This window comes from Micromonospora sp. WMMA1923 (genome assembly GCF_049179195.1).
Lineage (GTDB): Bacteria > Actinomycetota > Actinomycetes > Mycobacteriales > Micromonosporaceae > Micromonospora > Micromonospora yangpuensis.
Genome location: NZ_JBMHLZ010000001.1, coordinates 5,589,290 through 5,604,051 on the forward strand (window position 1 = coordinate 5,589,290; position 14,762 = coordinate 5,604,051).

A 14,762-nucleotide genomic window follows, 5' to 3' on the forward strand; every position below is an offset into this window, starting at 1 on the left:
GGGGACATCGGGCTGTCCTCACCCCTGACACTGGTGGACCGCCTGCTTCCTGTCGCAGACTCAGCGGTACCCCTCACCCACCATGCCGGCACGGCAGACGTCCGGCCCGAGCACTCTTCGACGGTGCTTTCCCGGTAGGCAGGAGGCGATCACCGAACGACGAATCAATTCTTGCTGGCCCGGGTCACCTTCACCGGTCAGGCGGAGAAGGTGTAGTCGAGGAGGTAGGCGCTGCCGTCCAGGACCATCCGGTTCACTTCGACGCACCTGTGCGAGTCATCGAAGGCGTGCCGGGTGATCTCGACGACGGGCGTGCCCTCCGGCAGGTCGAGGCGGTCCGTCTCCTCCGGCACCGGCATCCGGGCTCGGAGGTATTCGGTGAAGGTCGCCGGGGCGTGCCCGTTCTCGGCGAGCCGGGCGTAGATGCCGCCCGGACCGGCGTCGGTGTGCATGATCGGCGTACGCCTGGCCAGGTCGACGGGTAGGTACGAAGAGGCCAACTGCACGGGCCGATCCTCGACCAGAAACCTCCGGGAGCGGAAGACGACCAGGCTGCCGACGTCGATCCCCAGCGGTTCGGCGACCCAGTCGACGGCCGCCGTCTCGCCGGTCACCACGTCGACCGTACGCGGCCGGTCGGCCGTGTCCGCCTGCTGGATGGCTTGGCCGGAGCCCCAGCGCTGACGAGCCAGCCGGCCCGGCGAGCTACGCCGGATCGGATGGAACTGCGGAACGGTCACCTCCACACTCCTCCCGCTCAACCAGCTTGTTCTCAGTGCTGCTCGATGTCGGCGACGACTGCCGTGACGTTGTCGGGGCCGCCGTGTTCGAGGGCCAGGTTGATCAGCTGGTCGACGGCATCCTGCGGCGTTTCGGCGCGGAGCGCGGCGTGCAGCAGGTGGTGTGGCACGTAGGAACTGAGTCCGTCGGAGCAGAGCAGAAGCCTGTCCTCGGGCCGCAGGGTCAGTGGGGTCAGGTCGGGCGACCGTCCGTCCGCCCGACCGTCGAGGAAGCGGGCCAGCTTCTCGGGAAGATGGGGTACGTCGGCAGAGTCGGCCACCAGGTGGCGGTAGACGTGATCCTCGGTCAACTGGACGATTTGGCCGTCGCCCGGCCCTCCCCGGAGCAGGTACGCGCGGGAGTCCCCGACGTTCGCCAGCACGGCCGATGTTCCGTTGTGGAGCAATGCGACCAGGGTCGTACCCATCCCGGCCAGGTCCGGCTCGGCCTCGACCCGTTGCCGCAACGCGTCGTTCGCGGTGCTGATCGCCCCGCCCAGCGTGGTGGCCAGCGCCGAGGCCTCCACCGCGCGGTCGTACAGCTTCATCGTGTCGATCACCGTCGTGCTGGCGACGTCACCGGCCACGTGCCCACCCAGCCCGTCGGCGACGGCGAGCAGGTTCGGGCCGACGTGGTACGCGTCCTCGTTACGCCGTCGTACGAGACCGAGGTGGGAGGCGGCTGCCACGCGAAGGATCATGACTCACCTGCCTGGTCCGGGGCGGGTGGGTTCGCGGCGTCGTCCGGCCACGGGTCGCGGGCCGACTCGTCCCGGTGCAGGACGTGGATCGTCTCCACCCGGTCGCTGGCGACGACGTACTCCGTCACCTCGACCGGCTTGCCGTCACCGCCCGAGGTGCCGACCCGCACGATCTCCAGCACCGGCAGGTTGGTCGGGATCTCCAGCAGGGCAGCCTCGTCCTTGCTGGGCATCCGGGCTCGGTGGATCTCCATCCAGCTGATCGGCCAGTGGCCGGCCTTCTCCAGCCGGTACAACCAGTCACCAGGCCCGGGTGCCTGTGCGGAGACGCCGGGGATGTCGGCGACCCGGGGGTGAATCCACGAGACGTTGATCTGGAAGGGCGGCTCCGACTCGGGACCGGTGACCCGGAACCGGCGCAGGACCGCAGTGCCCGGTGACACGCCGAGCAGTCGAGCGATTCGCGGATCGTCCAGCGCCTCGACCGAGGCCACCGGCGGGATGTGGTGTTTCCACACCTCCTTGCTGGAGGCGGAGGGGAACGAGTAGCCGGGGGCGACGTGGTTCCGCTTCACCAGGTTCCCGCGCGGCCGACGGGGTCCACGCTGGCCGGGTCGCACGTGGTCAGGCCGATTCGGTCTCGGTGAGCACCCAGTCGACGTACGCGGGGTTGCCGGCGATCACCGGGAGCGCGATCACACAGGGCACGTCGTACGGGTGCTCGTCGTTGGCCCGCTGCACGATCTGCGGCACCAGACTCACCCGCGTGTGCAGCGCCACCCGCGCCTCGGGCTCGTCCTGCACCGCCCCCTCCCACCGGTACACGGACCGGATGGCGGCGATGTTCTGGCCGCACGCCGCCAGCCTGTCGTCGACCAGCCGGCGGGTGAACTCCACCAGCCAGTCGGCGCTGTCAGCCGTGATGACGACCTCGCAGATCTCAGTGCTCACAACCTCGGTTCCCCTTCGCTCTTCAGCCGGTTGACGATGCTCAGCACTTCGTCCTCGGTCTTGGCGATGGCACCCCAACCGGTGAGGATCGGCCCGTCGTAACTCAGCCCCACCCAGCGTCCGGTCATCTGCTGCCCGTGCTGGTGCAGTGCGAAGTAGAGCGTCCCTTTCGACCGGACGGCTGCCTCGTCGGCGACGTACCAGCCCATCAGCACTTCGTTGTCCCACAGTCGCAGCTCACCGCGCCACAGGTAGCCGCCCTCGTCGAACTTCTGGGTGCCCCGGGTCACGGCGAGCACGTCGAGGATGTCGCCCTTCTGCCGCATCCGGATCCGGTGCGGGTTCAGGATCTCCTGCCCCTTGTTCCAGGTCTGCCAGCAGGCCCACCACTCGCCGGTCAGGTCGATCCGGTGCACATCCTCGCCGGCCAACTCGTCGACGGTGATCTCCAGGGCGCGAGCGATCGACCGGGCCACGGAGAGGGTGGGTTGGGTCTCGCCAGCTTCGTACCGTCTGATCTGCCGCTTGTCCACGCCGACCCGAGCGGCCAGGTCCGCTTGCGACAGGCCCAGGACGCTACGGCGCTGACGCATGATCTCGGACATCTCCACCCCTCATATCTTCCGGGGACACACCTGTCCGCACAACGCCCGACCCACCACGCAGGCAAGGGCGTTGATGTCCTTGACAGGGGACTTGGTAGTCCTCAAACTACAGGACGTATACGTCCCCCAACAAGGGACATGAAAGTCCTTTCTGCTTCGCTCATCTCTTCGACCCATCTCGTCGAGGAGAGCAGGTACCCCAGTCGCCACCAGTGCGAGGAGGACTCCCATGCGCAACCGGGTGTCGTACGACGAGTATTTGCTTCGGGTTGCGTTGACCTTGGCGCGGCGGCACCGGTCGGTGTGGTCCTGGCGGCGGTGGCGGCGGGTCTGCCGCTGCGGCGCGGAGCTGCCCTGCCGGCAGCAGCACCGGGTACCGATCAACCGGGGCCACTGGCCCGACCAGGAGCAACCCCGCGCACGCAACCAGCGGTCCCTCGGCGAGCAGATGCAGGAGGCCGAGCACAACGCCGCGCGGGCGCGGATCCTGGCGCAGGCCGAGGCGGAACGGATTCCGGTCGAGGAGACGACCCGGGCGGTACCGGAGTGGTGGTGGCGGCGTGGGCGCGGCTGAGCGGCCCAACCAGCGGGAGTTGCCGATCGGGCGGCAGGTGGCGCAGTGGCGGGTACGGCGGCGGATGACCCAGCAGATGCTCGCCGACCGGCTGGGCAAGTCGAAGAGCTGGGTGGACAAGGTGGAGCGCGGCGTACGTACCCTCGATCGGGTTTCGGTCCTGCACGACCTGGCCGGGGTGCTGCGGATCGCCCCGGCGGCGCTGCTCGACCCGGCCCGGCCGCCGACGGTCACCGTGGGTGCGGTCGACGGCGTGGAGGGGGTACGCGCGGCGCTCGCCGTCGGTGAACCGTCGGGGTGGCAGGCGGTGGGCTCGGGCGCGGAGGTGGCCGGGCGGCTCGGGCACGCCTGGTTGACGTACCAGCATGCCCGATATTCCCAGTTGTTGCGGATTCTGCCGGAGCTGCTGGCGGTCGTGCGGCACGCTGCCGAGGCGGGCATCATCGAGACGGGGACGCTGGTGCGGGCGTACCGGCTCACCGGGCAGGCGCTCGTCAAGATCGGCGAGGCCGAGTTGGCCTGGCTGGCCGCCGACCGGGCGGTCACCCTCGCCGCCGGAGAGCCGCGATGGTGCGCCGCCGGCACGGTGCCGCTCGCGCAGGCGCTCCGCAGCCTCGACCGGCCCCAACTGGCGTACGCCGCAGCGCTGGCCGCCGCCCGTCAACTGGCCGCCGAGGTACCCGGTGCACCGGCGGCCCGCGCGCTGCACGGGGCGCTGCTGATCGAGGCCGCCCTCGCCGCCGCCGACCAGCCCGACACCGCAGTGGGCCTCGACCGGGGTACGGCCGACGGGCTGTTGCAGCAGGCGGCGGCGAGCGCCCGGCTGGTGGTCGACGGCGAGGATCCGGAGTGGACCGGGTTCGGGCCGTCCGCCGTCGGGCTCGCCCGCGCCACGGCCGCCGCGCTGGCCGGCGAGACCGACGACGCCCTTGAGCGGTACGCCCGGCTGAGCGCCCGACCGGGGTGGCGGCGGCTGCCCGTCGAGCATCGGGCGGCGTACCTGCTCGACGTGGCGCGGGCCTGCCTGCGCGTCGGCGACCTGCTCGCGGCCGGCCGCCTGGTGATGATGGCGGAGCAGACGGCCCCCGCCGAGGTACGGACCCGGCCGTACGCCCGTGACCTGGTCACCGGGATCATCCGCGGTGGTGGGGCGGCGAGTGCGCTGATCCGGCTCGGTGCCGACCTCGGCACGGCCTGACCCCTCGGCCGGACAGGCGGCAGGAGTCGGACGGGCAGGCGGCGGAAGTCAGACAGGCAGGCGGCGGGCGGACGGGCAAGCGACGGTATCGGGCGGGCAGGCGGCGATCGTTGAGCGGGCAGGCGGTGGGAGTCGGGCGGATGGCTCGTCGGGGCTGGACCGGTGGGGTATGACAGGGGGATGCGAGCGATCACGATTCCCGAGCCCGGTGGACCCGACGCGCTGGTCTGGAGCGAGGTGCCCGATCCGCAGCCGGCTCCCGGCGAGGTGGTCGTGGCCGTCCGCGCCAGTGCGGTCAACCGGGCTGACCTGCTGCAACGGCAGGGGCACTACCCGCCCCCGGCGGGCGCTTCGGCGTACCCGGGATTGGAGTGTTCCGGGGTCGTCGCCGCGCTCGGGCCGGAGGTGACCGGCTGGACGGTCGGGCAGGAGGTCTGCGCGTTGCTGGCCGGCGGCGGGTACGCCGAACGGGTGGCGGTGCCGGCCGGGCAGCTGCTGCCGGTGCCGGCCGGGGTGGACCTGGTCGACGCGGCGGCGCTGCCCGAGGTGGCCTGTACGGTCTGGTCGAACGTGGTCCAGCTGGCCGGGCTGACCCGGGGCGAGACGCTGCTGGTGCACGGTGGCGGCAGCGGGATCGGCACCTTCGCGATCCAGCTCGGTACGGCGCTCGGGGCGACCGTGCTGGCCACCGCCCGATCGGCGAAACACGACCGGCTGCGGGCGCTGGGCGCCGCACACCTGATCGACTACCGGGAGCAGGACTTCGTCGAGGAGGTCCGGCGGATCACCGACGGCCGGGGCGCGGACGTCATCCTGGACATCATGGGCGCGTCCTACCTGGGGCGGAACGTGTCGGCGCTGGCCACCGGCGGCCGGTTGGTGGTCATCGGGATGCAGGGCGGACGCAAGGGCGAGCTGGACCTCGGCGCGCTGCTGGCCAAACGGGCCTCGGTGAGCGCCACCGCCCTACGGTCCCGCCCGGTCGCGGAAAAAGCGACAATCGTGACCGGCGTACGCGAACAGGTGTGGCCGCTGGTCGAGGCGGGCGCGGTCCGGCCGGTGGTGGACCGGCGGCTGCCGCTGGCCGACGCGGCGCAGGCGCACCGGCTGGTCGAGTCCAGCGACCACCTGGGCAAGGTCCTACTAACCCTGCCCTGACCCGAGCACTACGACGCCGGCGCACTGCGGTGCCGAAGACCTGACCGGAGAACCGACCACCTCGCACGACCTGCCCGGTTTGCCGCTTTCGACAGGGCAAGGAGTGTAGATCTTGGACACTTACCGTCCAAATAGAACGGTAAGTGTCCAAGATCTACCTTGGCGGCCCGCCTCGATGGCGGTGCGGTGCGTGCGTTGGTGGGGTTGGCTGGGGAGCGGGACCAGCTTGCACCGATTTGGCACGATTTACACCTGAGCTGCCTGCGGCAGGCCGAGGATCTTGGAAGAATTCGGCCCCTCCAGGGGCACATTTCTTCCAAGATCTTTTGACCAGAGCTGCGCCGCCGAGCGAGGCAACCTTGACCAGAGCCGCGCCACCCAGCGAGGCGGCATCCGGCGTTCGGCAAGCGGTCAGCGGGGCAGGAGCCGGCGGGGGCCGGGGCCCTCGGCGGCCAGCTGGTCGACCGGGTTGTAGAGCGTGCAGCGTTGCAACGACAGGCAGCCGCAGCCGATGCAGCCGGTCAGGTCGTCGCGGAGCCGGGTCATCAGGTCGATCTTCTCGGTGAGCCGGTCCCGCCAGGCGGTGGAGAGCTGCGCCCAGTCGTCGGGGCTCGGGGTCCGCCCGGCCGGCAACGAGTCCAGCGCCTCCCGGATCTCCTCCAGCGAGACGCCTACCTGCTGGGAGATCCGGATGAACGCCACCCGGCGCAGCTCCGCGCGGGCGTACCGGCGTTGGTTGCCGCTGGTGCGCTCGGCGCTGATCAGGCCGAGCCGCTCGTAGTAGCGCAGCGCGGAGGCGGCGACCCCACTACGGGCCGCGAGTTGGCCGATCGTCAGAGACTCGGGCATGAATCACCTTGTGCTGAAGTCGACTTCAAGTTGCAGGCTAAACCCATGACAACGACCACCGCCAGGGTGGGCCGGCTGCCGACGCCGGTCGCGCCCTACTTCGATCGGGTACGCGCCGGACGTGCGTTCGACGCGAATGTCTACTCCACCGTCGACGTGCTCTGGGTGCTCTACGACCGGGTACTGCGGATCAGCCCGGAGACGGTGGACGAGCCGGACCGGGACCGGTTCCTGCTCTCCAAGGGGCACGCCGTGGCCGGGTACTACGCGGTGCTCGCCGCCAAGGGTTTCGTACCCGCCGACTGGCTGGACGACCAGGGCGGCCCGGAGAGCCGGCTCGGCGACCACCCGGACCGGGTGCTGGTGCCCGGGGTGGAGATCGGCTCCGGCTCGCTCGGGCACGGCCTCGGGCTGGGCGTCGGCACCGCCCTCGGCCTGCGCGCCCAGGGCCTGCTCACCCCCCGGGTGTACGTGCTGCTCGGCGACGCCGAACTGGACGAGGGATCCAACCACGAGGCGATCGCGTACGCCGGTGCCACCGGCCTGGGCAGCCTGACCGCGATCGTGATCGACAACGCCTCGGCCACCCACGGCTGGCCCGGTGGGATCGCCAGCCGGTTCACCGTCAACGGCTGGACCGCCGACACCGTCGACGGCCGGGACCACGAAGCCCTGCACACCGCCCTGACCCGGTCGCATCCCGATCGGCCGCACGTCGTCGTCGCGGTCGTCAACTCCGAGGAGTGAACATGTCCACCACGACCGCCCCGAGTTCCACGAGCGCCCAGCACTCCACGACCGCCCTGAGTTCCACGAGCGCCCAGCACTCCACGACCGCCCCGAGTTCCACGACGCCGGCCGGGCGGGACGCGATGGTCGAGGAGACGATCATGCGGCACGCGTTCGTCGACACGATGACCGCGATCCTGGCCGAGGACCCGCGTACCGCCCTGGTGCTGGCGGACATCTCCGCCTCGGCCTTCCATGTGGCGGCCGACCGCCATCCCGACCGGGTGCTCAACGTCGGCATCCGGGAACAGTTGATGCTCGGGGTCGCCGGTGGGCTCGCCCTGACCGGGCTGCGTCCGGTGGTGCACAGCTACGCGCCGTTCCTCGTCGAGCGGGCGTACGAGCAGATCAAGCTGGACCTCGACCACCAGGCGGCGAGCGCGGTGCTGGTCGGCATCGGCGCGTCGTACGACCGGGCGGCGGCCGGTCGGACCCACCTGAGCCCCGCCGACGTGGCGCTGATCGACACCCTCGACGGGTGGACCGTGCACGTGCCGGGGCACCGCGACGAGGTGCCCGACCTGCTGCGCTCGACGGTGGCCGGCGACTCGTCGGCGTACCTGCGATTGTCTGCCGAGTCCAACGACCGGCCGCGCGGCGGCGACGGCACGTTGCAGTTGGTCCGGGACGCCGGGCCGGGCGCTGCGCTGCTGGTGGCGGTGGGGCCGCTGCTGGACATCGCCCTGGCGGCGGTACGGGAGCTGCCCGTTTCGGTGGCGTGGACCCACCGGCCCCGACCGTTCGACACCGCCGGGCTGCGGGCGCTGGCCGGTACCGAGGTGATCCTGGTCGAGCCGTACCTGGCCGGCACGTCCAGTCGGGTGGTCGGTGCGGCACTTGTCGACCGGCCGCACCGGCTGCTGGCGCTCGGGGTCGGGCGGGCGGAGCTACGCCGGTACGGCTCCGCCGAGGACCACCACCGGTGGCACGGCCTGGACGCGGCCGGTCTCCGCCAGTCGGTGACCTCGTTCCTGACGCCCTGACCCGAGCGACCCAGGCCGGGTCGGGGTCAGCGGGGCGCGGTGGGCTTGCGGCGGGTACGTTCCCGGCCGAGGATCCAGAGTGCCTCCACGCCGTCCTTCCAGGTGATCTTCTTGCCCTCCTCGCGGCCCCGCGCCCGGTAGCTGATCGGCACCTCGTACGGGCGGATGCGCTGGCGGAGCAGCTTGCCGGTCACCTCGGCCTCCATGCCGAAGCCCCGGGACCGGATGTCCAGCGAGCGGTAGAGCGCCACCGGCATCAGCTTGAAGCAGGTCTCCAGGTCACCGATGTAGGAGTTGAACATGATGTTCGCCGCCATGGTGACGCCCTTGTTGCCGATGACGTACCAGAAGCTGTAGGCGCTGTGGCTGCCGAAGGTGCGGTTGCCGTAGACCACGGTGGCCCGCCCGTCGAGGACCGGGTCGAGCAGCTTGGGGATGTCCTGCGGGTCGTACTCCAGGTCGGCGTCGAGAATGACCATGTACTCACCGTCGGCGTTGTCCACGGCCGTGCGGATCGCCGCGCCCTTGCCCCGGTTACGCGGATGCGTGATCACCCGCAGCCGGGCGTCGTCGGCCCGGCCGAGGATCTCGCCGGTGCCGTCCCGGCTACCGTCGTCGACCACGAGCAGCTCGATCTCGCACGGGTAGTCGACCGCCAACGCCTGCTTGAGCGCGTCGGCTATCCGGTCCTCCTCGTTGTAGACCGGCATCAGGATCGAGAGCTTCACGGGATTCTCCACGGTGGGGACAGTAAATCCGACCTAGCCTAGCCTGGTGGTTCGGCAGAACGTGGTCGCCACCGCCGAAGGGCGGCTCGGTGCGTACAGCTGGATGGTGTTTACTTCCCGCCATGTCCGCCGGGTCCCTACTCACGGTCCTGCCCGTCGCCACGATGATCGCCCTGGCGTACGCCGTCAGACCTGTCGAATCGACAGCCGTGGCACCGTGGCGTCTGGCGGTGGTCCGGGCGGCGCTGATCACCGGCGGGTACGCGGTGGTCGTGGTGGAGCTGTTCGGCGCGCTCGGCGTCCTCACCCGGCCGGCGTTCGCCGCCGCCTGGCTGCTGCTACTCGCCGCCGCCGCGACCGCCGCCTGGCGCCGCCACCACCGCGACCTCGCCACCCGGTCCGCCGCTGCGGGCGGCCCGGGTGAAGATCGCGGCGTCGCCGGGCGACCGGGTCGGCCCGACGCCGCGGGCGGCCCGGGTGAGGACCGCGGCGCCGCCGGGCGGCCGGGCAGGTCGGGCGCTGCGGGCCTGGTCGGCCGGTTGCGGACCTTCTGGGGTACGACCGGAGTCGGCGACCGGCTGCTGGCCGGCACGGTCGGCGTGCTGATCCTGGTCGAGCTGCTCATCGCCCTGCTCGCCGAGCCGAACAACTTCGACTCCCAGACCTACCATCTGCCGAAGGTGGAACACTGGGTGGCCCAGGGCACCCTGGAGTTCTGGCCGACGGCGATCCACCGGCAGGTGACCATCCCGCCAGGTGCCGAGTACCTGCTGCTGCACCTGCGGCTCTTCACCGGCTCCGACGTGCTGCACAACCTCGTCCAGTGGGCCGCCGGGGTGCTCTGCGTACTGGTGGTCGCCCGGATCACCGCGCAGCTCGGCGGCGGCCGGCGGGCCCAGTTGCTCTCCGCGTTCGTCCTGGCCACCACGCCGATGATCGCCCTACAGGCCACCAGTACGCAGACCGACCTGGTCGTCGCCGCCTGGGTCGCCTGCGTGGCCACCCTGGTCCTGGACGGGCTGCACCGCCGCAGCGGCCCCGCCACGGTGCTCGCCCTCGGGGCGGCGACCGGGTTGACCGCGGTGACCAAGACCAGCGGGCTGATCGGCGTGGGACCGCTGCTGCTGCTCTGGGGCCTCGCCCAACTCCGCCTGGCGTACACCGCCACCCGCCCCACCACCGACCACACCGGCCGAGCCCAACCCCAGTTGGCGTACGCCGCCAGCCCCGGCCGGGACCTGACCACGACCGGCCCAAGCCGGGCGACCGCCGTTCAGGGTGGGGCCGACCCCGGCGGCCTGACCACGACCGACGCAAGCCGGACGGCGGCCGCTCGGGGCGGGGCCGCGAGCGGTGGGGGACGGGGGCGGCAGGTCGCGGTCACCGTACTCGGGTCGGTGTCGATCCTGCTGGTCGCCGCGTTGCTGGTCGGCCCGTTCCTGGTCCGGGTGACCGCCGAGTTCGGGCATCCGCTCGGGCCGCCGCGCCTACGCGAGTCGATCCCGATGGAACGGCACGATCCGCCGGCGATCCTGGTCAACGCGCTCCGGATCGGGCACACCGCGCTGGACACCCCGTTGACCCCGCTGGGCCGGGCCGCCGCGTCGGCGATCGTCGCCGGGGCCGAGGCGATCGGCGTCGACCCGCAGGACCGGGCGATCACCTTCGGGCGGGAGAACTTCCCCGAGCCGTCCTGGTACCCGGACGAGGACCGGGTGGCGTTCCCGCTGGCCGGCTCGCTGGTGCTGATCGCTGCGGTACTGGCCCTGGCCCGGCCGGCCCGGGTCAGCCCGACGGCTCCCGGCTCGGTACGGGCGTACGCGACGGTTGTCCTGGTCACCCTCCTGCTGCACACCTCGATGATCAAGTGGCAGCCGTGGGGGAACCGGCTGCTGGTCTACGCCCTGACGTTCGGCGTACCCCTGGCCGGTCTCTGGCTGGCCACGCTCCTGCGCCGCAGGTACGACGACACCAGTGCCGGTGCCGGCCGGGACAGCGCCGCTGCCGGCAGCGGTGATGGCGGCGGCAGTGCCGGCGGCGGTGCCGGCGGCGGCAGTGCCGGCGGCGGCAGTGCCGGCGGCGGCAGTGGGCGGCGGTCGGTGGCCGCCGGGTTGGTCGTCACCGTGCTGGCCACCTCGGCGTTGGCCGGGGTGCTCGCCCTGTCGTACGGCTTCCCGCGTCGCCTGGTCGGGGCCGGTTCGGTCTTCACCACCTCCGAGTGGGACACCCGGTTCCTGCGTCGGCCACAGTGGGCCGACGAGTTCCGCTGGGCCGCCGACGCGGTGCGCGCCGACGGTGCCCGCCGGATCGGTCTGGTGCAGCAGAACGACAACTGGGAGTACCCGTGGTGGCTGCTGCTGCGCGACGCCGACGGCGGATCACCCGAGTTGGTGGCCCTGCAGTCGGTGCTGCCCGAGCGTCCGCCGGCCGACCCGGCGTCGGTGGACGCGATCGTCTGCACGGGTACCCGGTCGGTCTGTGCCGACCTGGTGCCGGAGGGCTGGCAGGTGCGGTGGCGCGGCTACGTCGGCTACGCACTACCTCCCACCCGCTGACCAGCCCTCGCCCCACCGGCGTGTACTGGCTCCCGCCGCCGAAGTCCGCCGGCACGTGTTGGCGCCCGTCCGCCGGCACGTGTTGACGCCCGTCCGCCGGCACGTGTTGGCCGCTGCCCAGCCGGCGATGGTGAGAGGGGTACCCCGCTCTACCAAATGCGTTAACAGGGGGCCCTTCCTTACCGGCTGGGCAGGGTTACGGTGAAGGCGGCGCCGCCTTCGGGGGCGTGGCCGGCGGTGATGTCGCCGCCGAGGCGGCGGACCAGGCCGGCGGCCAGGGCCAGCCCGAGGCCGCTGCCCACCTTGCGTACCCCTCGGTAGCGTCGGTGCAGCTCACCCCGTTCGAAGGCCACCGCCAGGTCGTCCTCGGTGAAGCCGGGTCCGCCGTCGCGTACCTCGATGACGCCGCCGTCGGTCGCGGACGCCCCGGCCGCAGAGCCGTCGGTCGCGGACGCCCCGGCCGGACGGACCGCGACCACCACCGGGGCTCCCGGCGGGACCACCCGCAAGGCGTTCTCCAGCAGGCCGTCCACCACCTGCCGGATCCGGCCCGGATCGGTGTACGCGGACACGACACCGACCGGTCCGTCCTCGGCCGACAGCCCCTCGGCCGGTGGCGGCAGGTCGATCCGCAGGGGTACGCCGGCCGCCGCGTACCGGTCGGCCCAGTTCCGGCCGATGTCGGCGACCAGGCCGGCCACGTCGACCGGTACCGGTTCCAGCGGGAAGTCGGCGGCCTCCAGCCGGGCCAGCGCCAACAGGTCGCTGACCAGCCGGTCCAGGTGCCGGGCCTCGGCCAGCATGGTGCGGCCGGTCGCCGGCACCGCCGCGCCGTCGATCACCCCGTCGGCGAGCGCCTCGGCGTAGCCGCGCAGTGCGGTCAGCGGGGTACGCAGCTCGTGCGACACCGAGAGCAGGAACTCCCGTTGCCGTCCCTCGCTGGTGGCCAGCGCGGCGGCCAGCCCGTTGAGCGCGTACGCCAACTCGGCGACCTCCTCGGGCGGCTCGGGCGACAGCCGGACGGTACGGTCACCGGCACCCAGCCGGGCGGCGGCGGTGGCCGCCTCACGGATCGGCCGGGCCAGCCGGCGGGCGAGCAGCAGTCCGGCGGCCACCCCGGCGGCGAGTCCGGCGAGCAGCGGTAGCCAGAGGCCGCCCGCCATCCGTCGCCACACCCCGGGGCTGGTCGGCCGGGTGAGCACCACGGCGTCGCCGCCGGGCAGGGCGCGCCCTTCGACGAACGACCGTTCGCCGGCGACCAGCCGTCGGCCGGAGACGTCGTGCCCGGCGGCGAGCCGGCTGACGACCTGCCGGGACAGCCCCGGCCGGTCCGCGCGGCCAGCCTCGATCAGGTGGACGGTGACGTCCTGTTCGGCGAGTTGGTCGACCAGTCGTCGACCGGCGGCGTCGGGTGGTCGGGTCCGCAGCACGTCGACGGCGAGCCGGGCCTGGTCGGCCAGCGCCTCCTGGTCGCGCCGTTCCGCGCCGCGTACCGCCACCGGTGCCGCGACCAGCGCGGTGACCAGCACCGACACCAACGCCACCGCGCAGCTGACCAGGACCGCGCGGGTGGTCAGCGTACGGGTGAACCGGCCGGACCGGCGGGGCGTCGCGGCTGCGGGCGGGTCAGCCATCGGCGGCGTACCCGACGCCCCGGTGGGTCCGGATCACGCTGGTCGGCCCGAGTTTGGCGCGTACCTGTGCGACGTGCACGTCGACGGTGCGGGTGCCGGCGTGTGCGGCGTACCCCCAGACGGCGGCAAGCAGTTCCTCCCGGGTGAAGACCCGTCCGGGCCGGGACATCAGGTGGGCGAGCAGGTCGAACTCGGTGGAGGTGAGCTGCACCGGGATGCCCGCCGAGGTCACCGTCCGGCGGGCCGGGTCGAGGGTCACCCCGCCGACCACCCGGGGACGGTCCACGCCGTCGGGCCCACCGGCGGTCCGCCGCAGCACCGCCCGGATCCGGGCGACGAGTTCGCGGGGGCTGAACGGCTTGGTCACGTAGTCGTCGGCACCCAACTCCAGGCCGACGATCCGGTCCACCTCGTCGTCGCGGGCGGTCAGGAACACGACCGGGGTCCAGTCGCCGGCCTCCCGCAGCCGCCGGCAGACCTCCGTACCGGCCAGGCCGGGCAGGGCGATGTCCAGCACACAGGCCACCGGACGCAGCCGCCGGGCGGCGGCCAGTCCGGCGGCACCGTCACGTTCCAGGTGTACGCCGTAGCCATCCCGGCTCAGGTAGAGCCGTACCAGGTCGGCGATGGCCGGCTCGTCCTCGACGACCAGGACGAGCCCGCGGTGCGGCGTGTCGACGGTCACCGGCTCATGATTACCGACCGGTGCCGGCGGTGGTCCCCGGCACGTGTTCGAATCCGGTAAGGACGCTCAGCCGGCCACGGCGGCATCCGGCCGGGCCGGGGTGCCGGGTGGTTGGAGCCGGAAGGCCTGACCGAAGAGGGCGTCCAGGTGCCACAGCTGCTTCGGGTGGTGGGCCGGGATGACGAACCGCTCGCGGATCCCGTCGATCGCGGTGACGGCCAGCTCGATCGCGGGCGACCTCGGATCGGCGTGCCAGTTGACGTTGCTCAGATCCCGCAACTCGCTGTTGAGGTGCAGCCGCAGCCGGTGCAGCACCCGGCTCTGCTGGATGACGACCAGCCGGTGGTGGGTCAACAGGAGCAGGTGGTCGGCGGCGACGGGGCGGTCCGGGCGACTGCACCGGGCCACCAGGATGGTGGCGTCGCCGGAGCCGACGCAGCGGCGGAAAATCGACATGTGTCGACTGACGGTCTGCACCGCCAGGCCGGCCTCGGCGGCGGCCGGGAGGAACGTTCGGGAGAACACATCCATGCAGGTGACAACGACGGCACCAGACAATGTGATGTGGGACAC

The 14,762-nt window shown here is 72.2% G+C and carries 16 protein-coding genes; 6 read left to right on the forward strand and 10 right to left on the reverse strand.

The genetic code is table 11. From position 1 onward, the window contains the following. Nucleotides 1–197: 197 nt before the first annotated feature. From ACN28G_RS25385 to ACN28G_RS25405, 5 genes are read right to left on the reverse strand one after another with little or no spacing between them, the layout of a single operon-like run. Nucleotides 198–740: a GntR family transcriptional regulator gene (locus ACN28G_RS25385; RefSeq protein ID WP_421480495.1), complete on the reverse strand. Its 543-nt coding sequence runs from the start codon at nucleotides 738–740 to the stop codon at nucleotides 198–200. 32 nt (nucleotides 741–772) lie between these two features. Then, nucleotides 773–1,480 (reverse strand): PP2C family protein-serine/threonine phosphatase, encoded by a 708-nt coding sequence (locus ACN28G_RS25390; protein WP_421480496.1) that lies wholly within the window; start codon nucleotides 1,478–1,480, stop codon nucleotides 773–775. Further along, nucleotides 1,477–2,058: a UTRA domain-containing protein gene (locus ACN28G_RS25395; RefSeq protein ID WP_421480974.1), complete on the reverse strand. Its 582-nt coding sequence runs from the start codon at nucleotides 2,056–2,058 to the stop codon at nucleotides 1,477–1,479. The genes ACN28G_RS25390 and ACN28G_RS25395 overlap by 4 nt, the downstream gene beginning before the upstream one ends. 46 nt (nucleotides 2,059–2,104) lie before the next feature. After that, nucleotides 2,105–2,431, reverse strand: coding sequence for a divalent-cation tolerance protein CutA (cutA, locus tag ACN28G_RS25400; RefSeq protein ID WP_091445574.1), 327 nt, complete (start codon nucleotides 2,429–2,431; stop codon nucleotides 2,105–2,107). Further along, nucleotides 2,428–3,036: a helix-turn-helix transcriptional regulator gene (locus tag ACN28G_RS25405; protein WP_421480497.1), complete on the reverse strand. Its 609-nt coding sequence runs from the start codon at nucleotides 3,034–3,036 to the stop codon at nucleotides 2,428–2,430. Before ACN28G_RS25405 ends, cutA begins: the two co-directional genes overlap by 4 nt. 229 nt (nucleotides 3,037–3,265) lie before the next feature. On the opposite strand from ACN28G_RS25405, the gene ACN28G_RS25410 reads away from it, so the two are divergent. The 3 genes from ACN28G_RS25410 (at nucleotide 3,266) to ACN28G_RS25420 (ending at nucleotide 5,966) form a co-directional block, all read left to right on the forward strand. Then, nucleotides 3,266–3,610, forward strand: a complete 345-nt coding sequence (locus ACN28G_RS25410; RefSeq protein ID WP_421480498.1) for a hypothetical protein — start codon at nucleotides 3,266–3,268, stop codon at nucleotides 3,608–3,610. Next, complete coding sequence (locus ACN28G_RS25415; protein ID WP_421480499.1) at nucleotides 3,597–4,808, forward strand: helix-turn-helix domain-containing protein; 1,212 nt, start codon at nucleotides 3,597–3,599, stop codon at nucleotides 4,806–4,808. Before ACN28G_RS25410 ends, ACN28G_RS25415 begins: the two co-directional genes overlap by 14 nt. 180 nt (nucleotides 4,809–4,988) lie before the next feature. Beyond that, on the forward strand, nucleotides 4,989–5,966 hold the full coding sequence (locus ACN28G_RS25420) for an NAD(P)H-quinone oxidoreductase (RefSeq protein ID WP_421480500.1): 978 nt from the start codon (nucleotides 4,989–4,991) through the stop codon (nucleotides 5,964–5,966). A gap of 411 nt (nucleotides 5,967–6,377) precedes the next feature. Here the strand turns inward: ACN28G_RS25420 and soxR are convergent, their stop codons facing one another. Beyond that, the gene (gene soxR / locus ACN28G_RS25425) at nucleotides 6,378–6,815 is read right to left on the reverse strand and encodes a redox-sensitive transcriptional activator SoxR (protein WP_091445578.1); all 438 of its coding nucleotides are present in this window, start codon (nucleotides 6,813–6,815) and stop codon (nucleotides 6,378–6,380) included. A gap of 45 nt (nucleotides 6,816–6,860) precedes the next feature. On the opposite strand from soxR, the gene ACN28G_RS25430 reads away from it, so the two are divergent. Both ACN28G_RS25430 and ACN28G_RS25435 read left to right on the forward strand, forming a co-directional pair. Further along, nucleotides 6,861–7,562 (forward strand): transketolase, encoded by a 702-nt coding sequence (locus tag ACN28G_RS25430; RefSeq protein ID WP_421480501.1) that lies wholly within the window; start codon nucleotides 6,861–6,863, stop codon nucleotides 7,560–7,562. Nucleotides 7,563–7,705: 143 nt separating this feature from the next. Beyond that, nucleotides 7,706–8,587 carry a transketolase family protein gene (locus ACN28G_RS25435; RefSeq protein WP_421480975.1) on the forward strand — a complete coding sequence of 294 codons (882 nt, stop codon included), beginning with the start codon at nucleotides 7,706–7,708 and terminating at the stop codon, nucleotides 8,585–8,587. Nucleotides 8,588–8,613: 26 nt separating this feature from the next. Here the strand turns inward: ACN28G_RS25435 and ACN28G_RS25440 are convergent, their stop codons facing one another. Continuing rightward, nucleotides 8,614–9,315 (reverse strand): glycosyltransferase family 2 protein, encoded by a 702-nt coding sequence (locus ACN28G_RS25440; RefSeq protein WP_091445583.1) that lies wholly within the window; start codon nucleotides 9,313–9,315, stop codon nucleotides 8,614–8,616. A gap of 122 nt (nucleotides 9,316–9,437) precedes the next feature. On the opposite strand from ACN28G_RS25440, the gene ACN28G_RS25445 reads away from it, so the two are divergent. Continuing rightward, nucleotides 9,438–11,870 (forward strand): collagen-like triple helix repeat-containing protein, encoded by a 2,433-nt coding sequence (locus ACN28G_RS25445; protein ID WP_421480502.1) that lies wholly within the window; start codon nucleotides 9,438–9,440, stop codon nucleotides 11,868–11,870. 179 nt (nucleotides 11,871–12,049) lie between these two features. Here ACN28G_RS25445 and ACN28G_RS25450 read toward each other — a convergent pair whose 3' ends face one another. The 3 genes from ACN28G_RS25450 to ACN28G_RS25460 form a co-directional block, all read right to left on the reverse strand. Beyond that, a complete protein-coding gene (locus ACN28G_RS25450; protein ID WP_421480503.1) occupies nucleotides 12,050–13,504 on the reverse strand; it encodes a sensor histidine kinase in 1,455 nt (484 codons plus the stop codon). Next, nucleotides 13,497–14,189, reverse strand: a complete 693-nt coding sequence (locus ACN28G_RS25455) for a response regulator transcription factor (RefSeq protein ID WP_091445587.1) — start codon at nucleotides 14,187–14,189, stop codon at nucleotides 13,497–13,499. Before ACN28G_RS25455 ends, ACN28G_RS25450 begins: the two co-directional genes overlap by 8 nt. A 66-nt stretch (nucleotides 14,190–14,255) precedes the next feature. After that, the gene (locus ACN28G_RS25460; protein ID WP_091445589.1) at nucleotides 14,256–14,720 is read right to left on the reverse strand and encodes a hypothetical protein; all 465 of its coding nucleotides are present in this window, start codon (nucleotides 14,718–14,720) and stop codon (nucleotides 14,256–14,258) included. Between the last annotated feature and the right edge of the window lie 42 nt (nucleotides 14,721–14,762).